The 17,722-nt window shown below is 42.8% G+C and carries 13 protein-coding genes and 2 pseudogenes; 5 read left to right on the forward strand and 10 right to left on the reverse strand.

The features are described 5' to 3' along the window. Positions 1-240 precede the first annotated feature (240 nt). On the forward strand, positions 241-564 hold the full coding sequence (locus V7L20_RS16180; protein ID WP_334745060.1) for a DMT family transporter: 324 nt from the start codon (positions 241-243) through the stop codon (positions 562-564). Between the two features lie 638 nt (positions 565-1,202). Here V7L20_RS16180 and V7L20_RS16185 read toward each other — a convergent pair. From V7L20_RS16185 to V7L20_RS16195, 3 genes are all read right to left on the reverse strand, one after another. Next, positions 1,203-2,219, reverse strand: coding sequence for a FecCD family ABC transporter permease (locus tag V7L20_RS16185; protein WP_334745061.1), 1,017 nt, complete (start codon positions 2,217-2,219; stop codon positions 1,203-1,205). Positions 2,220-2,492: 273 nt separating this feature from the next. Beyond that, positions 2,493-5,030: a cell division protein HetF gene (gene hetF / locus V7L20_RS16190; protein ID WP_334745062.1), complete on the reverse strand. Its 2,538-nt coding sequence runs from the start codon at positions 5,028-5,030 to the stop codon at positions 2,493-2,495. 1,974 nt (positions 5,031-7,004) lie between these two features. Then, positions 7,005-7,157, reverse strand: coding sequence for a hypothetical protein (locus tag V7L20_RS16195; RefSeq protein WP_334745063.1), 153 nt, complete (start codon positions 7,155-7,157; stop codon positions 7,005-7,007). Positions 7,158-7,464: 307 nt separating this feature from the next. Here V7L20_RS16195 and V7L20_RS16200 point away from each other — a divergent pair, with 307 nt between their 5' ends. Further along, positions 7,465-7,788 carry a thioredoxin family protein gene (locus V7L20_RS16200; RefSeq protein WP_334745064.1) on the forward strand — a complete coding sequence of 108 codons (324 nt, stop codon included), beginning with the start codon at positions 7,465-7,467 and terminating at the stop codon, positions 7,786-7,788. On the opposite strand, the gene V7L20_RS16205 is transcribed toward V7L20_RS16200, so the two are convergent. After that, positions 7,785-8,009, reverse strand: a complete 225-nt coding sequence (locus tag V7L20_RS16205) for a hypothetical protein (protein WP_109008009.1) — start codon at positions 8,007-8,009, stop codon at positions 7,785-7,787. The genes V7L20_RS16200 and V7L20_RS16205 overlap by 4 nt on opposite strands. Before the next feature lie 418 nt (positions 8,010-8,427). Next, the gene (locus V7L20_RS16210) at positions 8,428-10,281 is read right to left on the reverse strand and encodes a S8 family peptidase (RefSeq protein ID WP_334745065.1); all 1,854 of its coding nucleotides are present in this window, start codon (positions 10,279-10,281) and stop codon (positions 8,428-8,430) included. A gap of 113 nt (positions 10,282-10,394) precedes the next feature. Between V7L20_RS16210 and V7L20_RS16215 the strand changes: the two genes are divergently transcribed. Beyond that, positions 10,395-10,829, forward strand: a complete 435-nt coding sequence (locus tag V7L20_RS16215; protein ID WP_334745066.1) for a hypothetical protein — start codon at positions 10,395-10,397, stop codon at positions 10,827-10,829. A gap of 342 nt (positions 10,830-11,171) precedes the next feature. Here V7L20_RS16215 and V7L20_RS16220 read toward each other — a convergent pair whose 3' ends face one another. Further along, positions 11,172-11,288: a PEP-CTERM sorting domain-containing protein gene (locus tag V7L20_RS16220; protein WP_334745067.1), complete on the reverse strand. Its 117-nt coding sequence runs from the start codon at positions 11,286-11,288 to the stop codon at positions 11,172-11,174. A 311-nt stretch (positions 11,289-11,599) separates the two neighbouring features. Between V7L20_RS16220 and V7L20_RS16225 the strand changes: the two are divergent. Continuing rightward, positions 11,600-11,882 (forward strand): annotated as a pseudogene (locus V7L20_RS16225) (IS1 family transposase); the annotation flags it as partial. A 27-nt stretch (positions 11,883-11,909) separates the two neighbouring features. Here the strand turns inward: V7L20_RS16225 and V7L20_RS16230 are convergent. From V7L20_RS16230 to V7L20_RS16240, 3 genes and pseudogenes are all read right to left on the reverse strand, one after another. Continuing rightward, positions 11,910-12,035: pseudogene (locus V7L20_RS16230) on the reverse strand (IS630 family transposase); the annotation flags it as partial. Positions 12,036-12,149: 114 nt separating this feature from the next. Next, complete coding sequence (locus V7L20_RS16235; protein WP_442943560.1) at positions 12,150-13,448, reverse strand: hybrid sensor histidine kinase/response regulator; 1,299 nt, start codon at positions 13,446-13,448, stop codon at positions 12,150-12,152. Beyond that, complete coding sequence (locus V7L20_RS16240; RefSeq protein ID WP_334745068.1) at positions 13,448-16,489, reverse strand: CHASE2 domain-containing protein; 3,042 nt, start codon at positions 16,487-16,489, stop codon at positions 13,448-13,450. The genes V7L20_RS16235 and V7L20_RS16240 overlap by 1 nt, the downstream gene beginning before the upstream one ends. 45 nt (positions 16,490-16,534) lie before the next feature. On the opposite strand from V7L20_RS16240, the gene V7L20_RS16245 reads away from it, so the two are divergent. Beyond that, the gene (locus tag V7L20_RS16245) at positions 16,535-16,735 is read left to right on the forward strand and encodes a hypothetical protein (RefSeq protein ID WP_334745069.1); all 201 of its coding nucleotides are present in this window, start codon (positions 16,535-16,537) and stop codon (positions 16,733-16,735) included. Here V7L20_RS16245 and V7L20_RS16250 read toward each other — a convergent pair. Then, positions 16,732-17,652: a DUF928 domain-containing protein gene (locus V7L20_RS16250; RefSeq protein WP_334745070.1), complete on the reverse strand. Its 921-nt coding sequence runs from the start codon at positions 17,650-17,652 to the stop codon at positions 16,732-16,734. The genes V7L20_RS16245 and V7L20_RS16250 overlap by 4 nt on opposite strands. Positions 17,653-17,722 lie beyond the last annotated feature (70 nt).

The raw sequence follows: 17,722 nt of genomic DNA on the forward strand, positions 1-17,722 counted from the left end.
TAAACTGAACTATTGGAGTTCGGTAAGTTCGGCAAAAGCAGACTTGAAATATAGCAATTCTATTTAAAATGTTGGTACAAGTGTCACCTATGCCCTTACACATAAAGCTTCCAACCCGTAGCGTATCCTACAAATATTGAGTAGATTCATGCGAATAATGATAATAATTCGATTTGCAGTATTTTTTATTTTACAGAGATAAAATAAAAACATATTCTTCACAAAATGCTGATAACAAATATGTCAACAGGTTGGATTTACCTTATCGCCGCAATTCTATTTGAAGTTTCAGGCACAACTTGCATGAAGTTATCACAAGGATTTACTAAAGTAGGCCCTTCCATATTCATAGCTGTTTTTTATGGACTTTGTTTTGCTTTTTTGACCCTTGCTCTCAAGAAAATTGAAGTGAGTGTAGCTTATTCTGTTTGGGCTGGATTGGGAACTGTCTTAATTGCTATTATTGGTATTATCTGGTTTCGTGAATCTGCCACACTTATCAAGCTCATTTCTATCGCCTTAATAATCATGGGAGTAATTGGTATAAATGCAAGTGGGGGATAGAAATTAGGTGGCTCATGTATCATCGAGTTTACCAAAATATCCCATTGCAAAACTTTATATAGGACTCCTGTGTCATTTATGAACACAATTTTATCTGAAATCCTGCTTAAACGGACTTTTCAGCCTCAGTATGTTTTCAAAAATTAAATCGGAGTCCTATACATCAAGTGAAAGTTAAGTAGTAGGAAACTTTTTAACTATAGTTCAATACGCTTGGGTTCAAGTAAAAACTCTGTTATCCAAGTCAATTTCTTAACCTGGACATGATATTTGATATCGCTTCAAATAAAAAATACCTTGTCCATGTTAAAATATTAGGAAGTAAATAAACCAAAACTGATCATTCTGCTTGTTGCTGTTGTAGTGAATACACCAGCAATTTTTATTGTTGCAGGAGCAGAGCAAAATGAGCAGACTTAGCTAAATGCTATTAAAAATATTAGACATCTCCAGAAAGTAAAAGGGACTGGGTACTGGGAAAACATTCCAAAATATGTTTGGGGTTAAAGCCTCAGACATAATTTTTCGTTTGATAACCCAATGCCCAATACTTCGGTTTACCTCGACTTCGCTCGGCACAAGTCGCGGTTCCTGAGCGTAGTCGAAGGGCAGTACAAGTCCCTAATCCCCAGTCCCTTTTACAATTTATTAAACCCAGCAGAACGACGATAAAGTAACCAGATAAATAATGGTGAACCTAACAACGCAGTGACGGAACCTACTGGTAGTTCTACTGCTCCTAGTCTAGATAGTAAATCTGCAAAAGTTAGTAACCATGCCCCTGCAAGGGCGGAAAGTGGCAAAACAAACCGATGATCTGTACCAACGATCAGGCGGACACCGTGAGGGACAACAAGACCAACAAATCCAATCAAGCCACTGATGCTGACTGCACCTGCGGCTAATAAAGTGGCGACACCACCAATTAACAGGCGCGATCGCGTCAACGAAACCCCCAAACCCACAGCCAAATCATCCCCCAAAGCCAGCACATTTACTGATCGCGCCAGCAAGCATCCGCCGATCAATGCAACGATGATATAAGGGCCAGTCGTAGCAATTTCTTGCCAACCCCGTCCATTAAGACTACCAACCAGCCAACTTAGCGCAATTTGAATTTGACCATCTTCAGCTAAAAGCAGCAATGTACTTTGTACAGCACCTAATAATGAACTTACCGCCACTCCACCTAAAATTAACCGCTCAACTGAAATTCCCGATCCTGCACGACCGAGCAAAATAACGATCGCAGAAGTTAAAATAGCTCCTATCCACGCAGCTAAAGGAATTGCGATTGGGAATATTTGCCACACAATCATCAGAATTACAATTAATCCTGCACCTGCTGAAATGCCCAAAATAAATGGATCGGCAAGACTATTGCGTAACATTCCTTGCAATAATGCTCCTGACATTCCCAACGCTGCGCCGACAATCAGAGCAGCTGTAATGCGCGGGAGACGCAAATCCCAGAGAATTGTCTGTTTAACCGAATCGCCTTTGCGGAAAATGGCTTGCCAAAATTCCGACATACTTAAAGGTACTGCTCCTTGAGAAAGCGACAGCGCTAAGGTTACCACCAGTGCTGCACTAAGGAGTAAAACAGCCCAAAGTACTCTGTGTTCAGTAAAAATTGTCTGAAATGGTTTAGTCAAATTTAAATATGTATTTTTTCTTAATATAATATTTTTATTTTCATTTACAGTTACAAGCGATCGCACTAAGTAGGTCGGCGTAAATAATTATCGTTGGAATAAGGCAGGGGGCAGTGTTTCGACTACGCGGCAATCGAGTTTCGGCTACGCTCAACTGCCGCGAAGTCGAGATTCAACAACCGGGCAGGGGGCAGGGGGAACAAGAGTTTGAGCCTTGTTTACTTTTCTTCACACAATTTGGTTTTATTGTACCGACTTACTTACCACAACATCTTACTGTTCTTCGCCTTTCTCCTGAAGGAGCGATCGCCAATCTTCAATCGCCTTCTCCGTCCACAGCCAATTTTTAGCTAATTTATCTACCTGGAAGTTGACTGGATCAGATTTAATTACCAATTGTCGCAACTTTATCGCTTCATTCAAATATTGTGTCTGCTTACCATTAGATTGACTCAGTGCAGATTTATACAGTCCGAGAGCCAAACCTGCATAAGAAGTTAAAGCATCTTGAGGCACTGCTGTCTTTGTAGATGTTGAGTTTATGTTCTGCTTTTTAAGAGCTAAATTCAAAGCCTTGAACCAAGAGTCATTACCTCGATTTAGATCGCCTTCAGTGTAGTAAGCAAATCCCAAAGCGTTATTATACAAAAGCGATTCTGAGTTAGCTTTTGCAGCAGTTTCCCAGTAACGGCGGGCATCATCGACGCTATAGTTATTGTTTCCGGCTTGGATAGACTGCCACGCTAATCGTCCCTTGTAAAAGTTCACCGATGGATCGTCAGCTTGTTTACTTGAAATTAGTTTCAGGGCAGTTTCAGCCCCAGTCAGTGCGCCACGATTGAGTAGTTCTTCTACAGCCAATAACCCATTTTGCAAGTCGCCTTGGCTCAATTCTTCTGTAGCAGTGGCGGTAACAATTCCAGTTTCTGCTGCCTGTAAGTCGGTATTTTGCTGCTTTTTAATGGGTAAAGACTGGGTGGGAATTACTGGGATGTTAGGCAGAATTGGCTGCTGGGGTCGATTTTGCCACCACCAATTTAAACTGATCGCAGCTACTAAGGTACTAATTCCCACAATACCCACAATCGGCCACAGCTTGCGGCGACGGATACGAGGTGTTGGTGAGGCTGGTTGCGATGCCTGCGACGGGCTGTGCCTACGCAAAAAATCAGCAGAATTTTGCCAATTTCCTGCCAAGTTCCCAGAAGTTTGAGGTGGCAGTGCTGGGGCTTCTCCCCACAAATCTGCTTCCTCTTGCGAAGAAGCCATTTCTTCAAAAACGTGGCTTTGCTCAAGACTATTTTCTGAAATTTGTTGATTTAGTTCAGTTGGAGCTTTTTGGTTATCTAGCTGACGAAATAAATCTGAAACTATCGCAGAATCTTCTGCATAGCTTGGGTCATCATACTCAATTTCATCAACAAGATCGCCCCAAGTATCTTCACCTAGCCAGTCCAACCCAGAATCACGCGCCAAATCAGAAGGAATCATATCCTCCATTCCTAAAGCCATCTCGCTATCGTCTGCCATAGCAGAGTACATTGCGGAAGTTATACCTAAAGGCGAACCATACTGGTTGGGCGACTTTGCACTTTCTGATAACTCAGTTTCTTGGCTCAGAAAACCGTCAAATTCTGGCTGGAGATATAAAATCGGTAATGCCCAGTACATCTGGTGAGAACCATAAGCAGAAATTAATCCTTGGCGTACCCGACTGACGCACAAATCCACTGGATATCCTTGACTCAAGTTGCGGTAAAACAATTGTGTTAGCGTCAGTGCCACTTCATCAGGAATCCGTTCTGACATAGCTAAAACGCTTCTAATTCCGCGCTTTACCAGACTTTCTGCCAGATTTCGTTCCCCAGTATCTCCAGAGGGATCGGATGCAGGTGTGTACGCCCCCAAGCAGGAGTTAAACACTGCCATTTGGATGTTATTGTTGACGAGCAAACCAGCTAGATCGTCCCCAGTCAAGATTTCCGTTAAGCCAGTTCTGCGACTAGCAAGATAAATTTCTCCGCCATTGGAACCTAAGTTACTATGACCAGAGTAGTGAAGAACATGGTATCTGCCTTGTTCTAGAGCTTGCGTCAGTTCTTCCCGCCCTGGTTGATCTAACACAGTGAGTTCAATTTCTGGGAAACGATTGCTATTTTCACCAATACGTGGTGTACGGTGAAGTTCTGCTTGCAGTTTGATAGCTTCCTGTGTCTGTAAGTCAAGACGGACTTGATCTGAGGGGGAAGCAATTACCATCAATACTTTTACACTACCTTGTTGTAGTGGTGTGGGCATATTTTGCGTAGGCGTAGCCCCCCGCAGGGATCGCAAAGCGGAAACTCCCAAAACTCCACTTTGGAAGCGAGAAAAAGCGACATAAGGCCCGGTAGCCAAAGGGCGATCGCCTGCGTGCATCACTTCCCAAGGCAGACGAGCTAATCTAGTGTCTTTTAGCCCCAAGCGCAAGCGTAGTACTTGTTGATGGTTCTGGGCAATACCTTGAGCAGTAATCCAACTATCCCTGAGAGTGCCTTGAAATAGAGCGTTATAAAATTGTTGACCCAACGCCACCAAATTAACAGAGTTTCTGGCAATATCGCTTTCGTGTCCGCCAGAGGTAAATAAATCTCCCTGTAATACCGACTTCAATGGATCATTCATCAAATGCCCAGCAGTTATCAACCAATCAGTTACAGGCCAAGTCACCAATTCTTCTGCCAATGGTACTCCAGGCGCGACTTGTTCCGTCCGCACCAAATAGTCATTTCGCCCTACAGGAGTTACCGAAATGTGGAATTCCTGGGTCACAGTTTCTCCTGTCCGCCTCCTAAATCTGGTTTGAAACGCGAAAGTTTCAAGTCGATTTTCCGCTCCCTTTGATAACTTAGATGCATCCCACCTCTGAATGTTTCTGATTCTAGTTGTTTTGCTTTTTCTGCCTTTACAACTTTATCCGGATCGGATTACTTGCGACTAGAACACTTAATTGGTAGATGCACCTTGATCTTCAACTCCCCTAGTTGGCTAAAACCCACTGGGGGTTTTTTTATTTTGGCAAACAACAGCAACTTCTGACGCAGATATTCTCGACCAGAAAATAGTGCTTAACCCTAGAATACTTGATTAGTAGATAGGATGTCCCTTGATTTTTAAGCTAGTTTAGGAGTTTAAGTTCCCTGCCTTTGTAGGCAGCGCGTTTTGTGTTGAAGTCTAAATCCTAATACAGTTCAATTAAGCATTTCTTCCTTATGTTTCTCTCTTCTCTGTGTCCTCTGCGCCTCTGCATGCAGTAGCCTGCGGCAAGCCACTACGTGTCTACAAAAAAAAGAGTTTTAGCCTTAAGTGAACCGTATTGGTTTAAATCCCCGTCACAAAACGTAATTACGTTAGCGTAGCGTTCGTGCAGCGTCTCGTAGAGAGGAACGAGCGTCATTGCGAACTTATACTGAGCTTGTCCTGAGCGTAGTCGAAGGGCGTAGCCGTAAAGCCTGCGGCATAGCTACGCTTAGGGCGTAGCCTCTCGTAGAGAAGTATTGCAAATTGCGAATTGGTTTAACTCCCCTAATTCAGTTAATATCCACTCTTGTTTTTTTGACACACGAGAAGAATGAATTTTTTCAGAAATTTATCCGGAGCATGGTGGTTAAACCTAGAACATTTAATTGGTAGATGCACCCTGATAACTAGCTCCCCTGGTTGGCTAACACCCACTGGGGGTTTTTTATGAAGGAAGTAAGTACAAAACTTACGCACTAAAAGCCTGAAACCTATATTTAAAAAAGCTTACGCCAATTGCTTTTGCTGTTCAAAGACGCTCTTGCTAGCAAGCTTTAAGAGTTGGGGGACAAGTTGGGAACCCTTTTAGTTGTTCCATACCCTACGCATTCCTATGTTACTATAGCTACGCTAAAAGGGAACTTTTGCAGGAGTTTGGGGAATCTCTTGTGCGTAAGCCCTAAAGCAACAATCATGCTTGACTTTTGACTTCCCCGTTCGTTTAGCCTCTCGTAAACAATAGAAGGGGCTGACACACCCATGATTTAAGCCAGCACACCAATTATTTAATTGGCAAATTAGTCCTGATAATTAACCCCTCTGAGATTTTTCTTTGATAAACAAACACTAACAAATTCAACCTCTGCTAATTTATCCGGTAGCGACCCATTTACTGTTGAAAAGATTATTAATAGATGCACCCTGATAACTCACTCCCCTAGTTGGCTAAAACCCACTGGGGGTTTTTTTTTAGTTGCGTAGGCGTAGCGTGTTCTAGACATTTCTATTTTTCCAGATTTTGACCAGAAAGAAAAAGGTACAGAGCAAGTAAATTTATTTATGGAAAATAAAAAATGTATAACGAGTTGCACAGCGCAAGAAATACAGCGCAAAGGCGGAGTGTCTTTGCCGAAGCTCATTGTTACAGAGCAAGTAAATTTATTTATGGGTTCAAAATTATTGAATGCGTAAATGCGTGAATGCGTGACTTCCCCGTTCGCGAGTGCGTCTCGTAGGGAAGGGGTTGACGATTTTCTCCGGAAGGTACTGACTGCCCCTAGAAAACATTAGTGGTAGATGCACCCTGATAACTCACTCCCCTAGTTAGGTTAACACCAACTGGGGTTTTTTTATTTTAAAAAATAACTGACCTTTGTACAAATTTATCCGGAGTATGGTGTTCAACCTGAGAACATTTAATTGGTAGATGCACCCTGATAACTAACTCCCCTAGTAGGCTAACACCCACTGGGGGTTTTTTTAGCTTAGACGAGTAGCGGCTTATCGTTAGACATCGCCCACATAACTGGAGTGCATCACTATAATTTTTGCTACTGCTGGTAGACCTTGAGTATCGCGATCGCACCATCCCTGACTCGCTTTCTTTTTATTATGAGCTAGAGATGTCATCCCAAAATGATTGCTATGATATTTAATCATAATTCTTAATTTTTTTTCTACATTTTGACCCTTACTTCCAAAAAATTGCCTTCTTTACTATAGCAATCCGATTTTGTTTCTGAACTTCTTTGCGTGGGTAGGGAGTAGGGAGTGGGGAATCAGGTTTTTCGAGTTATACCGAGTCTTTTCAAAAATCAAATAGGAGTACTATACAAGCAAGTAAGGAGAAAAAGTTACTGGTTCGTGACGGGTTGACTATTAATTTGCCAAGAATCACCAGCTATATGGTAAGATTTCATGACATTATGTTAAAAAACTTTGCCTAGAATCAAAGAGTCACCAACCCATGAGTTTAGCTGTAATTAAGTTCTCTTCAGAAGAGTGCGGCATCTGCCACAAAATGTCTTTTTATGACAAAAAGGTGGCTGAAGAACTGGGTTTAGAATTTATCGATGTAAAAATGCAGGATACGGCTGCTTACCGCAAGTATCGCAAGATTTTATTAACTCAGTATCCCGATAAATCAGAAATGGGATGGCCTACTTACATCATCTGCAATTCCCCAGAAGGGGAATTTCAGATTGTGGGTGAAGTAAAAGGAGGTCATCCCAAAGGGGAGTTTAGAAGCCGTCTTCAAGAGGTTCTAAATTCTCCAACTAGTCAGAACTAAATTACCTCAAAAGATTTGACCTCTAGGACAGGCCCAATCATGGCAGCTGTCATGATGTCTTCACGCACCTGTCCTTTAACTTTTGCTTTTTGTCCGGCTTTGAGCAAGTCTTTGTCAGCCCCTCTGAGGATTTCGTAAGTAACGCCCTCTTCTGTGACTAACGCCCATGCGCCTGTGCCAATATCACGGCGTTCGATTGTACCTGTAAGTGTAATGCTCATAAATTGTGGTGAGTAAGGAATGAGGGAGTAAGGGAAGCAGGGAAAGAAGCAAGGGAGCAGGGAACAAGGAAGAAGAGTTTTCCCCTCTGTCCCCGGCACCCCGTCCCTCTGCCTCTTTCGCATGCCCATTTATTACAGCACGCCAAAAATCAAGCTACTATTTGAAACAACAAGCAAAAGCCTTAATATACAAAACTTTTGACTTTTGACCCTTCGACTACTTCGACTACGTCCAACTCTACCAGAGGCTGCGCCCTAAGCGTAGCTATGCCGCAGGCTTTACGACTACGCCTTTCGACTACGCCCTTCGACCAAGCTCAGGATAAGCTTAGGACAAGCTCAGTACAAGTACACTTAGGGTCAAGGCTGAGCGAAGCCGAAGCCTTGACTTTTAACTTTTGACTTCCGCCTTGCGGTATTATGCTATTTTTTCTTCGTTTTTCAATGCTAAACGAGCTAGTCCATAACAGATTAAGGCATTGACGATGAGGAAGAGGCGTGCTAGGTAACCACTTCCCAAACCCATAACTGCTGGATGGAACAATGCACTTACTGTCAAGCAGGCTGCAACACCTAAAGTTGAACCAATGGCAAACCATCTCCAACTAGGATGTCCTAACAGCAATGCCATTAACAGAATGGGAATCAGTACGCTAGCAAATAGAGGATTTAATGCATGAGTTCCCTGGAGAGTATTTCCTAGTTCGGGAATTGAACTGCCCAAAACCCGGAAAGGCCATTGGGGAAGATCAAAAATATAGATTCCTTTGAGGAAGAATAACCCGGAACTGCCAGCAATTAATCCACTAAATAAAGACCAACTCCAAGTGAAGGGGAAGTAAACCCGTAAAAACCAAGCCAGCAGATAGGAACCAACTACCATTAAAATCTTCGGTAACAGTGCTACAGCACCACCATCAATCCAAAAGCCGGGGTTAAGGTAGCCGTTATCTCGTAACCATCGAAAAAAATCTGGAAAACTAATTTGTCCACTAAAGGCTAGTTTGACTGCTGCTTCTGCATTGAGTTGTCCAGCGCCATAATAGTTCAAACCATCATCCTGGATAACTCGCGCTGACTGTTTGAGGACTTTTAAAACTTCATCTGGTTCCTTGATGCCAGCAGCTTTGATTAATGCCGCAACACCAGCAACGTGGGGAGAAGCCATGCTTGTACCCTGGAAGCCCAAAAATACCTCTTCGCCCTTTTCGTCGATAGTTTCTTGGAGAATCTTACCAGCTTCACTACCACCAGGAGCAGAGATATCTACCCCAGCACCAAAGTTAGAATAGGGCGCTCTTTCACCATCTGGGCCAATTGCAGAAACGCCAATGACGTAGGGATAGCGAGCTGGATAGCTTGCCCCATTGGTGTTTTCATTTCCGGCTGCGGCAATGATAACTACGCCTTTTTTATGGGCATACTCGATCGCTTCTTTCATCAACTTGCTTTCACCGCCACCGCCTAAGCTCATATTAATCACATTTGCGCCTTTATCAGCAGCAAATTTAATCGCTTCGGCAATATCAGCTACAGTACCGCCACCATAAGAACTAAGTACCTTCAGAGGCATCAAACTGGCTTCGTAAGCAATTCCAGCTACGCCATATTTGTTATTTGTGGCTTGGGCTATGGTTCCGGCAACATGAGTACCGTGACCATTATCGTCTGTGGCTTTTTCCCGGTCGTTAACGAAATCATAGCCTTTGACGAATTTTGTCTCAAACAAGTCGCGCACCTTGGTAATCCCAGTGTCAATTACTGCAACTGTGGTACCACTGCCTTTAGTTTGACTCCATGCGCCTTCAATGCCGATTTTATGCAAGTTCCACTGCTTGCTATAATATTGGTCATTAGGACCAGTTAATGAGGGGCTTGTCTCATTATCATCTTCTTGGGGTCTCAAAAATTCTCCAAGCCTTGCGGCTTTACCTGGTTGGGGAATCTGATTGTAGATATAGTTTGGTTCAATGAATTCTGTCGCTTGGGCAAACTGAGATTTTTTCAGTTCTTGAAGCCGTTGGCGATCACCTTTGATAATATAGACATTATCTTTTTTGGAAAACTTGTTGTCTAATTGGGGTGTAACGTTATATTGTTTGGCGATCGCTTGCAGATCCTGTTCCACCACAAGTGAGGGAATATCTTCTCGAAAATCAAGCAAAATCGTCTCAAACTCTCCTTTCGCTGCCAATCCCTGGAAATTCAGGAAACTAAATATCGCAGATCCTAGCCCAATGACAAACAAGCACAATAATATAAGTTTTCTCATATTAACTCATCACCGCTTTTTGCCAGTTTGCTCACTACCATAACTTATCTCCATCCTTTAGTGGTGGATTTTGCACTTTTAGTTACAAGTTTCACTCAGGAATATTTTAAACGATGGAACATGGTCTTTTGTGGTTGCCGTTATTAGTAATGTTTTTCTGGTTGGCTTGGCAAGGCTCGAAGGAATATCAAAAAGTTGAAGCCTATCGCGCTTGGGCAGAGCAATTTGAACGGGCTAAGTACGATATTTATGCTGTATTAGGTCAAAAAGGCAACAACGTAACTTGGGGAAAACCCACGCCGAAAGGACCTGTTAAACTAAAAACATTCTCTTTGCTTGATCTGAAAGAAATATATCTTTTAGTAGATGACAAAAAAGTAGATTTAGAAGGTATACCAGAAAAAGGTCGTTGTATAGAGTTAGAATTTCTATTTTCAGAATCTACTGATTCAGTGCGGGTTCCGTTTACAGAAATTCCTTTGGCAGCAGAATGGGGTAAGTTTTTGCAGGGGGCGTTAGAAAGTTTGCGAAAGCAAGCGAATCAGTAGGTGTAAGCTAATCAGCATTCAAGTTGCATAATTAGGGCGGGCAAGATGCCATTGGTGTCAACTTAAGAAAAAATCTGCTTTGAGAGGACGTTTTGCCCTCATCCCCTAACCCCTTCTCCCAAGTTGGGATTCGGGTAACTAGAAAATTTGCTCCCCTCTCCCAATATTAGAAGAGGGGTTGGGGGTGAGGGTCAAACCTGGAAAGTTCGCCAAATCTAGCTCATACGTTAAGTTGACACCTATGGCTAGATGCCCACCCCACAAGATATAAAAATGAAAAATTTATTTATGGGTTCAAAATTATTGACTTTTGACTTTTGATTTTTGACTTCACCAAAGGGACTAATTTACTCTGGATTTATGCTTTTTTCGACGAGAAACTGCAATTAAACTTCCAAACACCAACAACCCTAATGCATGAGAAGGTTCAGGTACTGCTGCTATAGGAACTGCTCGCAACGACCCTACAAATCGAAGATTGAATATATTGAATCCGTGTTGCAGTGCATCAATCCAACTATTATGCCCAAACGAATTGCGTAGGCGTAGCCCGTCCTAGACATCGCTTTCCACATTAGTTCGGAAGAACTATTAGCTCGTTATCGTCAGGCGACAGAAGCAACACAACGCAGCCATTACCAAATAATTTGGTTATTAGCTACAGGAAAAACACCGTAGGAGGTAGCGCAAGTAACAGGATATACGAGAATCTGGATTTCTCAGTTAATAAAACGCTATAACCAATATAGCACCAGCGCTCTAGCAGACCAATCGATTTTTACGAAAATCTTGGTTATTCAGAAGAAATAAAACGTGAATGTCTAGAAATGTATGTAAATGGGTCTAGCTTCCGTGCGATAGAAAGGGTGAAAAAAGTACATCATACAACAATAATCAATTGGGTAAAAATGATTGGTAATGCTTTACCGAAAATCCCTGATTATGATGAGATACCTGAGATAACACAAATTGACGAGCTAGAAACTTTTGTTATAAAAAAACACTCTTTGGTTGTGAACAGCAGTGAATAAGCATATACCAGGCATTTTGGCTTGAGTTTTAGGGATAGGAGTTCAGGAACTTTCCTTGTGCTAGTAACCATATAATCTGGTATTGACGACTTTCTACTCCCTCTTTCGCCTGACGGTAACGCTGTTGTAACTCAGCAATATCTAAATGCTTGGCTATACTGATTCGTTTTGGCATGATTCATCGTTTGTATCCCAATTTTTCTCATAAGTGATTATCCGAACATGATATGACTGTTATGTTGTCATTTGTAAAGCTTTGTTCCTTTTTCAAGTCGAACTCACGTAAAAACTAAATTGGTAGAGTAATAATAAACTTTGTTCCCTTACCAGAGGTTGACAAGCAGTTGATTTGTCCATTGTGTTTATCAACAATAATTTGGTGGGTGATAGCTAATCCTAGCCCAGTTCCCTTACCCACAGGCTTAGTTGTAAAAGATGGCTCAAAAATTCTAGCTTGCACCTCAGGAGGCATACCAAAAGCATTATCTTCGATGCAAATTGTAACAGTTTTTTGCTGATGATCGACCGATGTAGTAATCGTAATGGTGTTATGGCAAGCGGCTATCTCCTGATTTGAGTGCATTTGATGGGCTTCATCAAATGCATCAATCGCATTGGCGATAATATTCATCAGTACCTGATTTATTTGTCCGGGATAGCAAATAATTGGAGGTAACTCACCGTATTGCGTGAAAACCTCGATTTTAGGGCGGTTTACTTGGTCTTTTAGTCGGTGTTTTAATATCATTAAGGTACTATCAATTCCTTCGTGGATTTGAAACTCTACCTTAGATGAAATATCGGATCGGGCAAAGGTTCTTAAAGAAAGGCTTATATCTTTAAGACGGTCAATTCCTTGGTACATTGATAAGAGAACTTTTGGTAAATCTTCAGTGATATACTCTAAGTCAATTTCTTTAACAAGTTTTTCAATTTCTGGATCTGGGTGTGCTAGCTTTTGCTGTTGCAGATTCACCAAACGAAAGAGATCCTTTACATATTCCTCAATATGAAAGCAATTTCCACTAATAAAACCAATTGGGTTATTAATCTCATGACCGATCCCTGCAACAAGTTGTCCAAGGGTGGACATTTTCTCACTCTGGATTAGTTGTAGTTGGGTTTGTTGTAACTGTTGTAGAGATTGGGATAGTTCTGCGGTGCGTTCTTGCACTCTTTGTTCTAAAGTACGGGTGAGATGGGAAATTTTCAGGTGTAACTTTAATCGAGCAATGACTTCTTCCTGTTGGAAGGGTTTGGTAATGTAGTCAACTGCACCAATTTCTAGCCCTTTCACTTTGTCTGTAGCATCAGTTAAGGCAGTCATAAAAATGACCGGAATGTTCTGAGTGATGGCATTGGCTTTCAGCCTGCGGCAAGTTTCAAATCCATCCATACCTGGCATCATTACATCCAGAAGAATCAGATCGGGATAAGCATATTCTGTTTGTTCGATCGCGGACTCTCCATCCGTTGCCATGAGTGCTTTCCAACCACATCCTTGAATCGCTTCAGATAGAACCTTAAGATTATTTGGATTATCGTCCACCAACAGGATATGCATTGGTTTCAAAAAAGGCTCGGTCATTATGGATGTGACTCCGTTGCTACAAAGGATTTTAGGAACTTACGGATTTTTGCGGTTTGGAAGTTGGCAGTAAGTTTGCTCAACTCAGTTGCGAAAGCAGTTAACTGACTGTCTTGCTTGATTAGCTCTCCTATAATTCCCTCAATCGCTGGAATATCTCCCATCATTGCCAGATGATAGAGTTGTTGCAAAATATCCTGAGATGGCAAAATTAATTCACTATTATCTATTTGCTCATTCTTAGCAGATAACTGCTGAGGTTTAGATTGGCTATAGATCCAATCAAATTTTAATGGCGCTCGCTTTGCTGCTGCCTCGAAGGCAGAATGCAGCCCATTAAATAGTTGATCAATTTGCAGTGGTTTAGGCAAGAATGCTGTAGCTCCTGCCTGTAAACTCTGTTGCCGATTTTCTTCAAATACGCTGGCACTAGAAACAATAATCGGAATAATCCGAGTTTGGGGATTCTCTTGTAAGTGAAACATTAGCTCAAAGCCATTCATATTAGGCATGGCTAAATCAAGCACAATCACATCTGGCTGATGTTCAGTTGTCATCTGTAGCCCATGTTTGCCGTCGTTTGCTTCCAAGGTTCGACAGCCGATTTCTTGTAGCAGACTACTCAACATAGAACAGTGGTTGCGATCGTCATCGACAATCAGAATTTGAGGGGCAGTACCCCGAATCCCGACGATTTTTTTGTGGGTTGAGGCAATGGTTACTGGGTGCCAGTCATGGGAAACTGGTACTGGTACTGTTAAATCCAACCAAAATAGACTGCCTTCACCTTGATGACTTTGCACTTGAATTTGACTGCCCATCAATGCCGCAATTCTTTGACTGATTGCTAATCCCAAGCCAGTACCTTCAGATTTCCGTCCAGCTTCACCTACTTGCTCAAAGGCCAAAAATATTTTCTCTAGTTGGTCTGGTGACATCCCAATACCTGTATCTTCAATCTGGAAGCGAATCTTAGTGATTGGGGATTGGGGACTTGTACTGAGCGACTTATGCCGAGCATCTCGACTTGGCTCGATAGAACCGGAGCCGAGGTAAGCGGAAGTATTGGGGATTGGGGATTGGTTATTGTCCTTGTCCTCAGTCTCCAGCCCCCAGCGATGCACTGTGCCGCACTGATCTTGTCGTTCGCGTAGCGTCCCGCAGGGAAGGGAGCTTGTCGTTGGCGGAGCCTCTCGTAGAGAAGTATCTCCAGCCTCCAGTACATCTACTTTTAATGTGACGCTACCATTGTCTGTAAATTTAATAGCGTTGCCTAGTAAGTTGATCAACACTTGGCGTAGCCGCTTTTCATCAACTTGAATGACAAGTGGTAGGTGATCGCCCATCAAAACGTTAAATGTAATCCCTTTCTGATCGGCTCGAATACTGCAAATCTCGGTGACACCACGTAATAAAGTGGGCAGATGTACATTAGTCGCAACCAATTCTAATTTACGAGCTTCAATTTTTGAAAGGTCGAGAATGTCATTGATTAGCATTAAAAGGTGTGTCCCACACTGGTAGATAATACTGACTCCTTCTAGGTTTTTCTCTGTCATGTTTGGCGATGCTTCAAGCACCTGAGCAAAACCAAGGATGCCATTAAGCGGTGTGCGTAGCTCATGGCTCATATTAGCCAGAAACTCGCTCTTGGCTTCGTTAGCAGCATCAGCAGCTTGCTTTGCCTCCAGCAGTTGATGAGTTCGTTCTTTAACTTTGAACTCCAAGGTTTTGGAATAATCTAATAGCTGACTATTAGCAATTTCTAGTTGCCGATTCGCTTCTTCTAACTTCTGCTGTTTATAGGCATTGGTTGTGGCAATTACGCTACTGATGAACGCAGCTAAGGCAGGTGTTACGGGAATCAGAACACCGGACAAAAACATCCCGTAACCACCACCCATGAATGCGCCACCGATGCCTACAGTTGCCCAAAGAATTTTGCCGCCTGGAATTTGCCGCCCAGTACGCCCACTAGCTAAATACCAACTACCACCAGAACCAATAAAAGACCATAAGATAATCCAGAGGGACACAGCCATCCCAGAAACGCCTTGCAGATTTGCTTTCCCTGTTTTTGCCCCTTCTACTAGTTGATGGGCAATATTGGCATGGATAACAACGCCAGGTGTAGGTTTTTGGGCAGAAATGAAGGAGGAACTGAAGGGTGTGCTAAAGAAATCATTGGTACTGGCAGCAGTTGACCCAATAAACACCATGCGATCGCGCATCAGGTTTGCTGGAATTTTTCCTGCCAACACATCCCGCATCGCAACTGTGCGAAATGCCGCATCTGTTCCATACCAGTTGAGCAGAATTTGATAACCGCCGACATCGGCATCGGAATAACCTGCTTCTTGATTTTGTAGTGGCAGGTAGATTTGATTGCCCAATCGAAACTTCTGCTGCTTTTCGTCAACGGATTTTAAAGTTATTTTTTCGGCTTCAAGATACTTAAGGGCTACAAGAGTTGCCAGTCCCGCTTTAATTTTTTTTTCTTCCTTGGCATCGACTGCTGTAAGTAAGGCACGACGCACATGGCGATCGCCATCCAACACCAAATCTGCTAATCCGACTCGATCAAGTTTTTTTAATTCTGGTGGCGGATTGACATGCTCTCCAGTCATTTTCTCAACGCCAATCAAATTGGCACTGTTGCGGAAGACTTTTACAAGTTGATTGTATCCACTGCCTTCTGGCAAATCCCGATAGAGATCCAAACCGATGGCCCGGGGTTGTTGCGTCTGGATTTTTTCTAGTAATTGCGCTAGTGACCAATCTGGAATTGGCCATTTACCAACTGATTGGATATCTTGTTCATCAATTGTGACAATTATAATTTTGTTAGCTATTGTATTTTGCGTAGACGCAAAGCGGCTTGCCGGAAGGCATCGCTGTCGTATCCATTCATCACGAAGTTTCCACTCAGGCAAATTAAAAAGTCCCAAAGACTGCCCAACAATAAATGTCAGAGCAATAGTGGGACTAATAATCAAAACACTGCCAGAGCGTTGGATGAAAACTTGGAATTTACGCCACATAATTTCGCCAGAGGCTTAAATAATATTGATTAGCATTCATCAGCTATGACTCCACTAACACTTGTCTGGGATTGGAGATTAGGTTTTAGAAAAACTCTTCCTAATCCCCAGTACCCAATACTTCGGCTTACCTCGGCTCCGGTTTCATCGAGCGTTCGCGTAGCGTCTCGTAGAGAAGTCGAGATGCTCGGCACAAGTCGCTCAGTACAAGTCCCCAATCCCCAATCCCTAATCCCTAATTCCTAATCCCCAGATGCTACTAAGGGAACTGTTGCAATATCCTGTAAGCTAACTGAGGAAAGAAGTTCTTCCCATTGCTTGATGATAGCTGCATTTCTGGGTTGGGCAGTATGCAGCACAGCCATTGTAGCTACACAGTCATACCACACCCCGTTTTTACCAAAAGCAGTTGCTTGCTTTAAAGCATCTTTCTGCTGCATCGCTGTTACTAGTTCAGCAGTAGGCTGGATACGCTCAATCCAACCATCAACGTAAGGTGTACTTGGACCGAGTGTTCCGTTCACTTTCACTGCCAAAAACCACTGGTAGTTTTTACCAACGGCTAAAGCGGGTGCATCGGCTGGTAATTTGACTGCGATTACCCCAGCTTTAAGAGCAACGGGAATGGTCATTTTATACTGTATATTGCCAGCTTCATCCTTGAGGCTGAATACAGCTTCTTCTGCATTAGAAGCAGGGATGTATACCAAAATTGTCGGGCGTTGAGATACTGTTGTGCCATAGAAGCTTTGGGGCAGAAGTGCGATTAACGCTGCGGGCCCTCCTGCTGCTACAGTTGATGGATTCAAGTAGTAACTACCAACCCGGGAAGCACCTCCAGATGCTTGTCTTGGAGCGCTGTTACCTTTGCTTGGGGTAAACAAGTCGCCACGCGAAGCACCTCCAGATGCTTGTCTTGGAGCGCTGTTACCTTTGCTTGGGGTAAACAGGTTGCCACGGGACGCTCCTCCTGTTGCTTGGCTTGGAGCGCTGTTACCTTTGCTTGGGGTAAACAGGTTGCCACGAGATGCTCCTCCTATTGCTTGGCTTGGAGCGCCATTTTTGATAGGTGGGGTAAATGTTACAGCATAGGTACTAGCCCATGTACTGCTAGCTATCAGAGCGATGATGCTCAATGCACTAGTTAAATATCGACGTTTCATTGTGTTTGGTTTCATTTCATTAAACAGTGATAGAAAATACATTAAATAACTGTGCTACAAAATTAGGGAA

This window comes from Nostoc sp. (genome assembly GCF_036916735.1).
In the GTDB taxonomy this organism is placed as follows: Bacteria; Cyanobacteriota; Cyanobacteriia; order Cyanobacteriales; family Nostocaceae; genus Nostoc.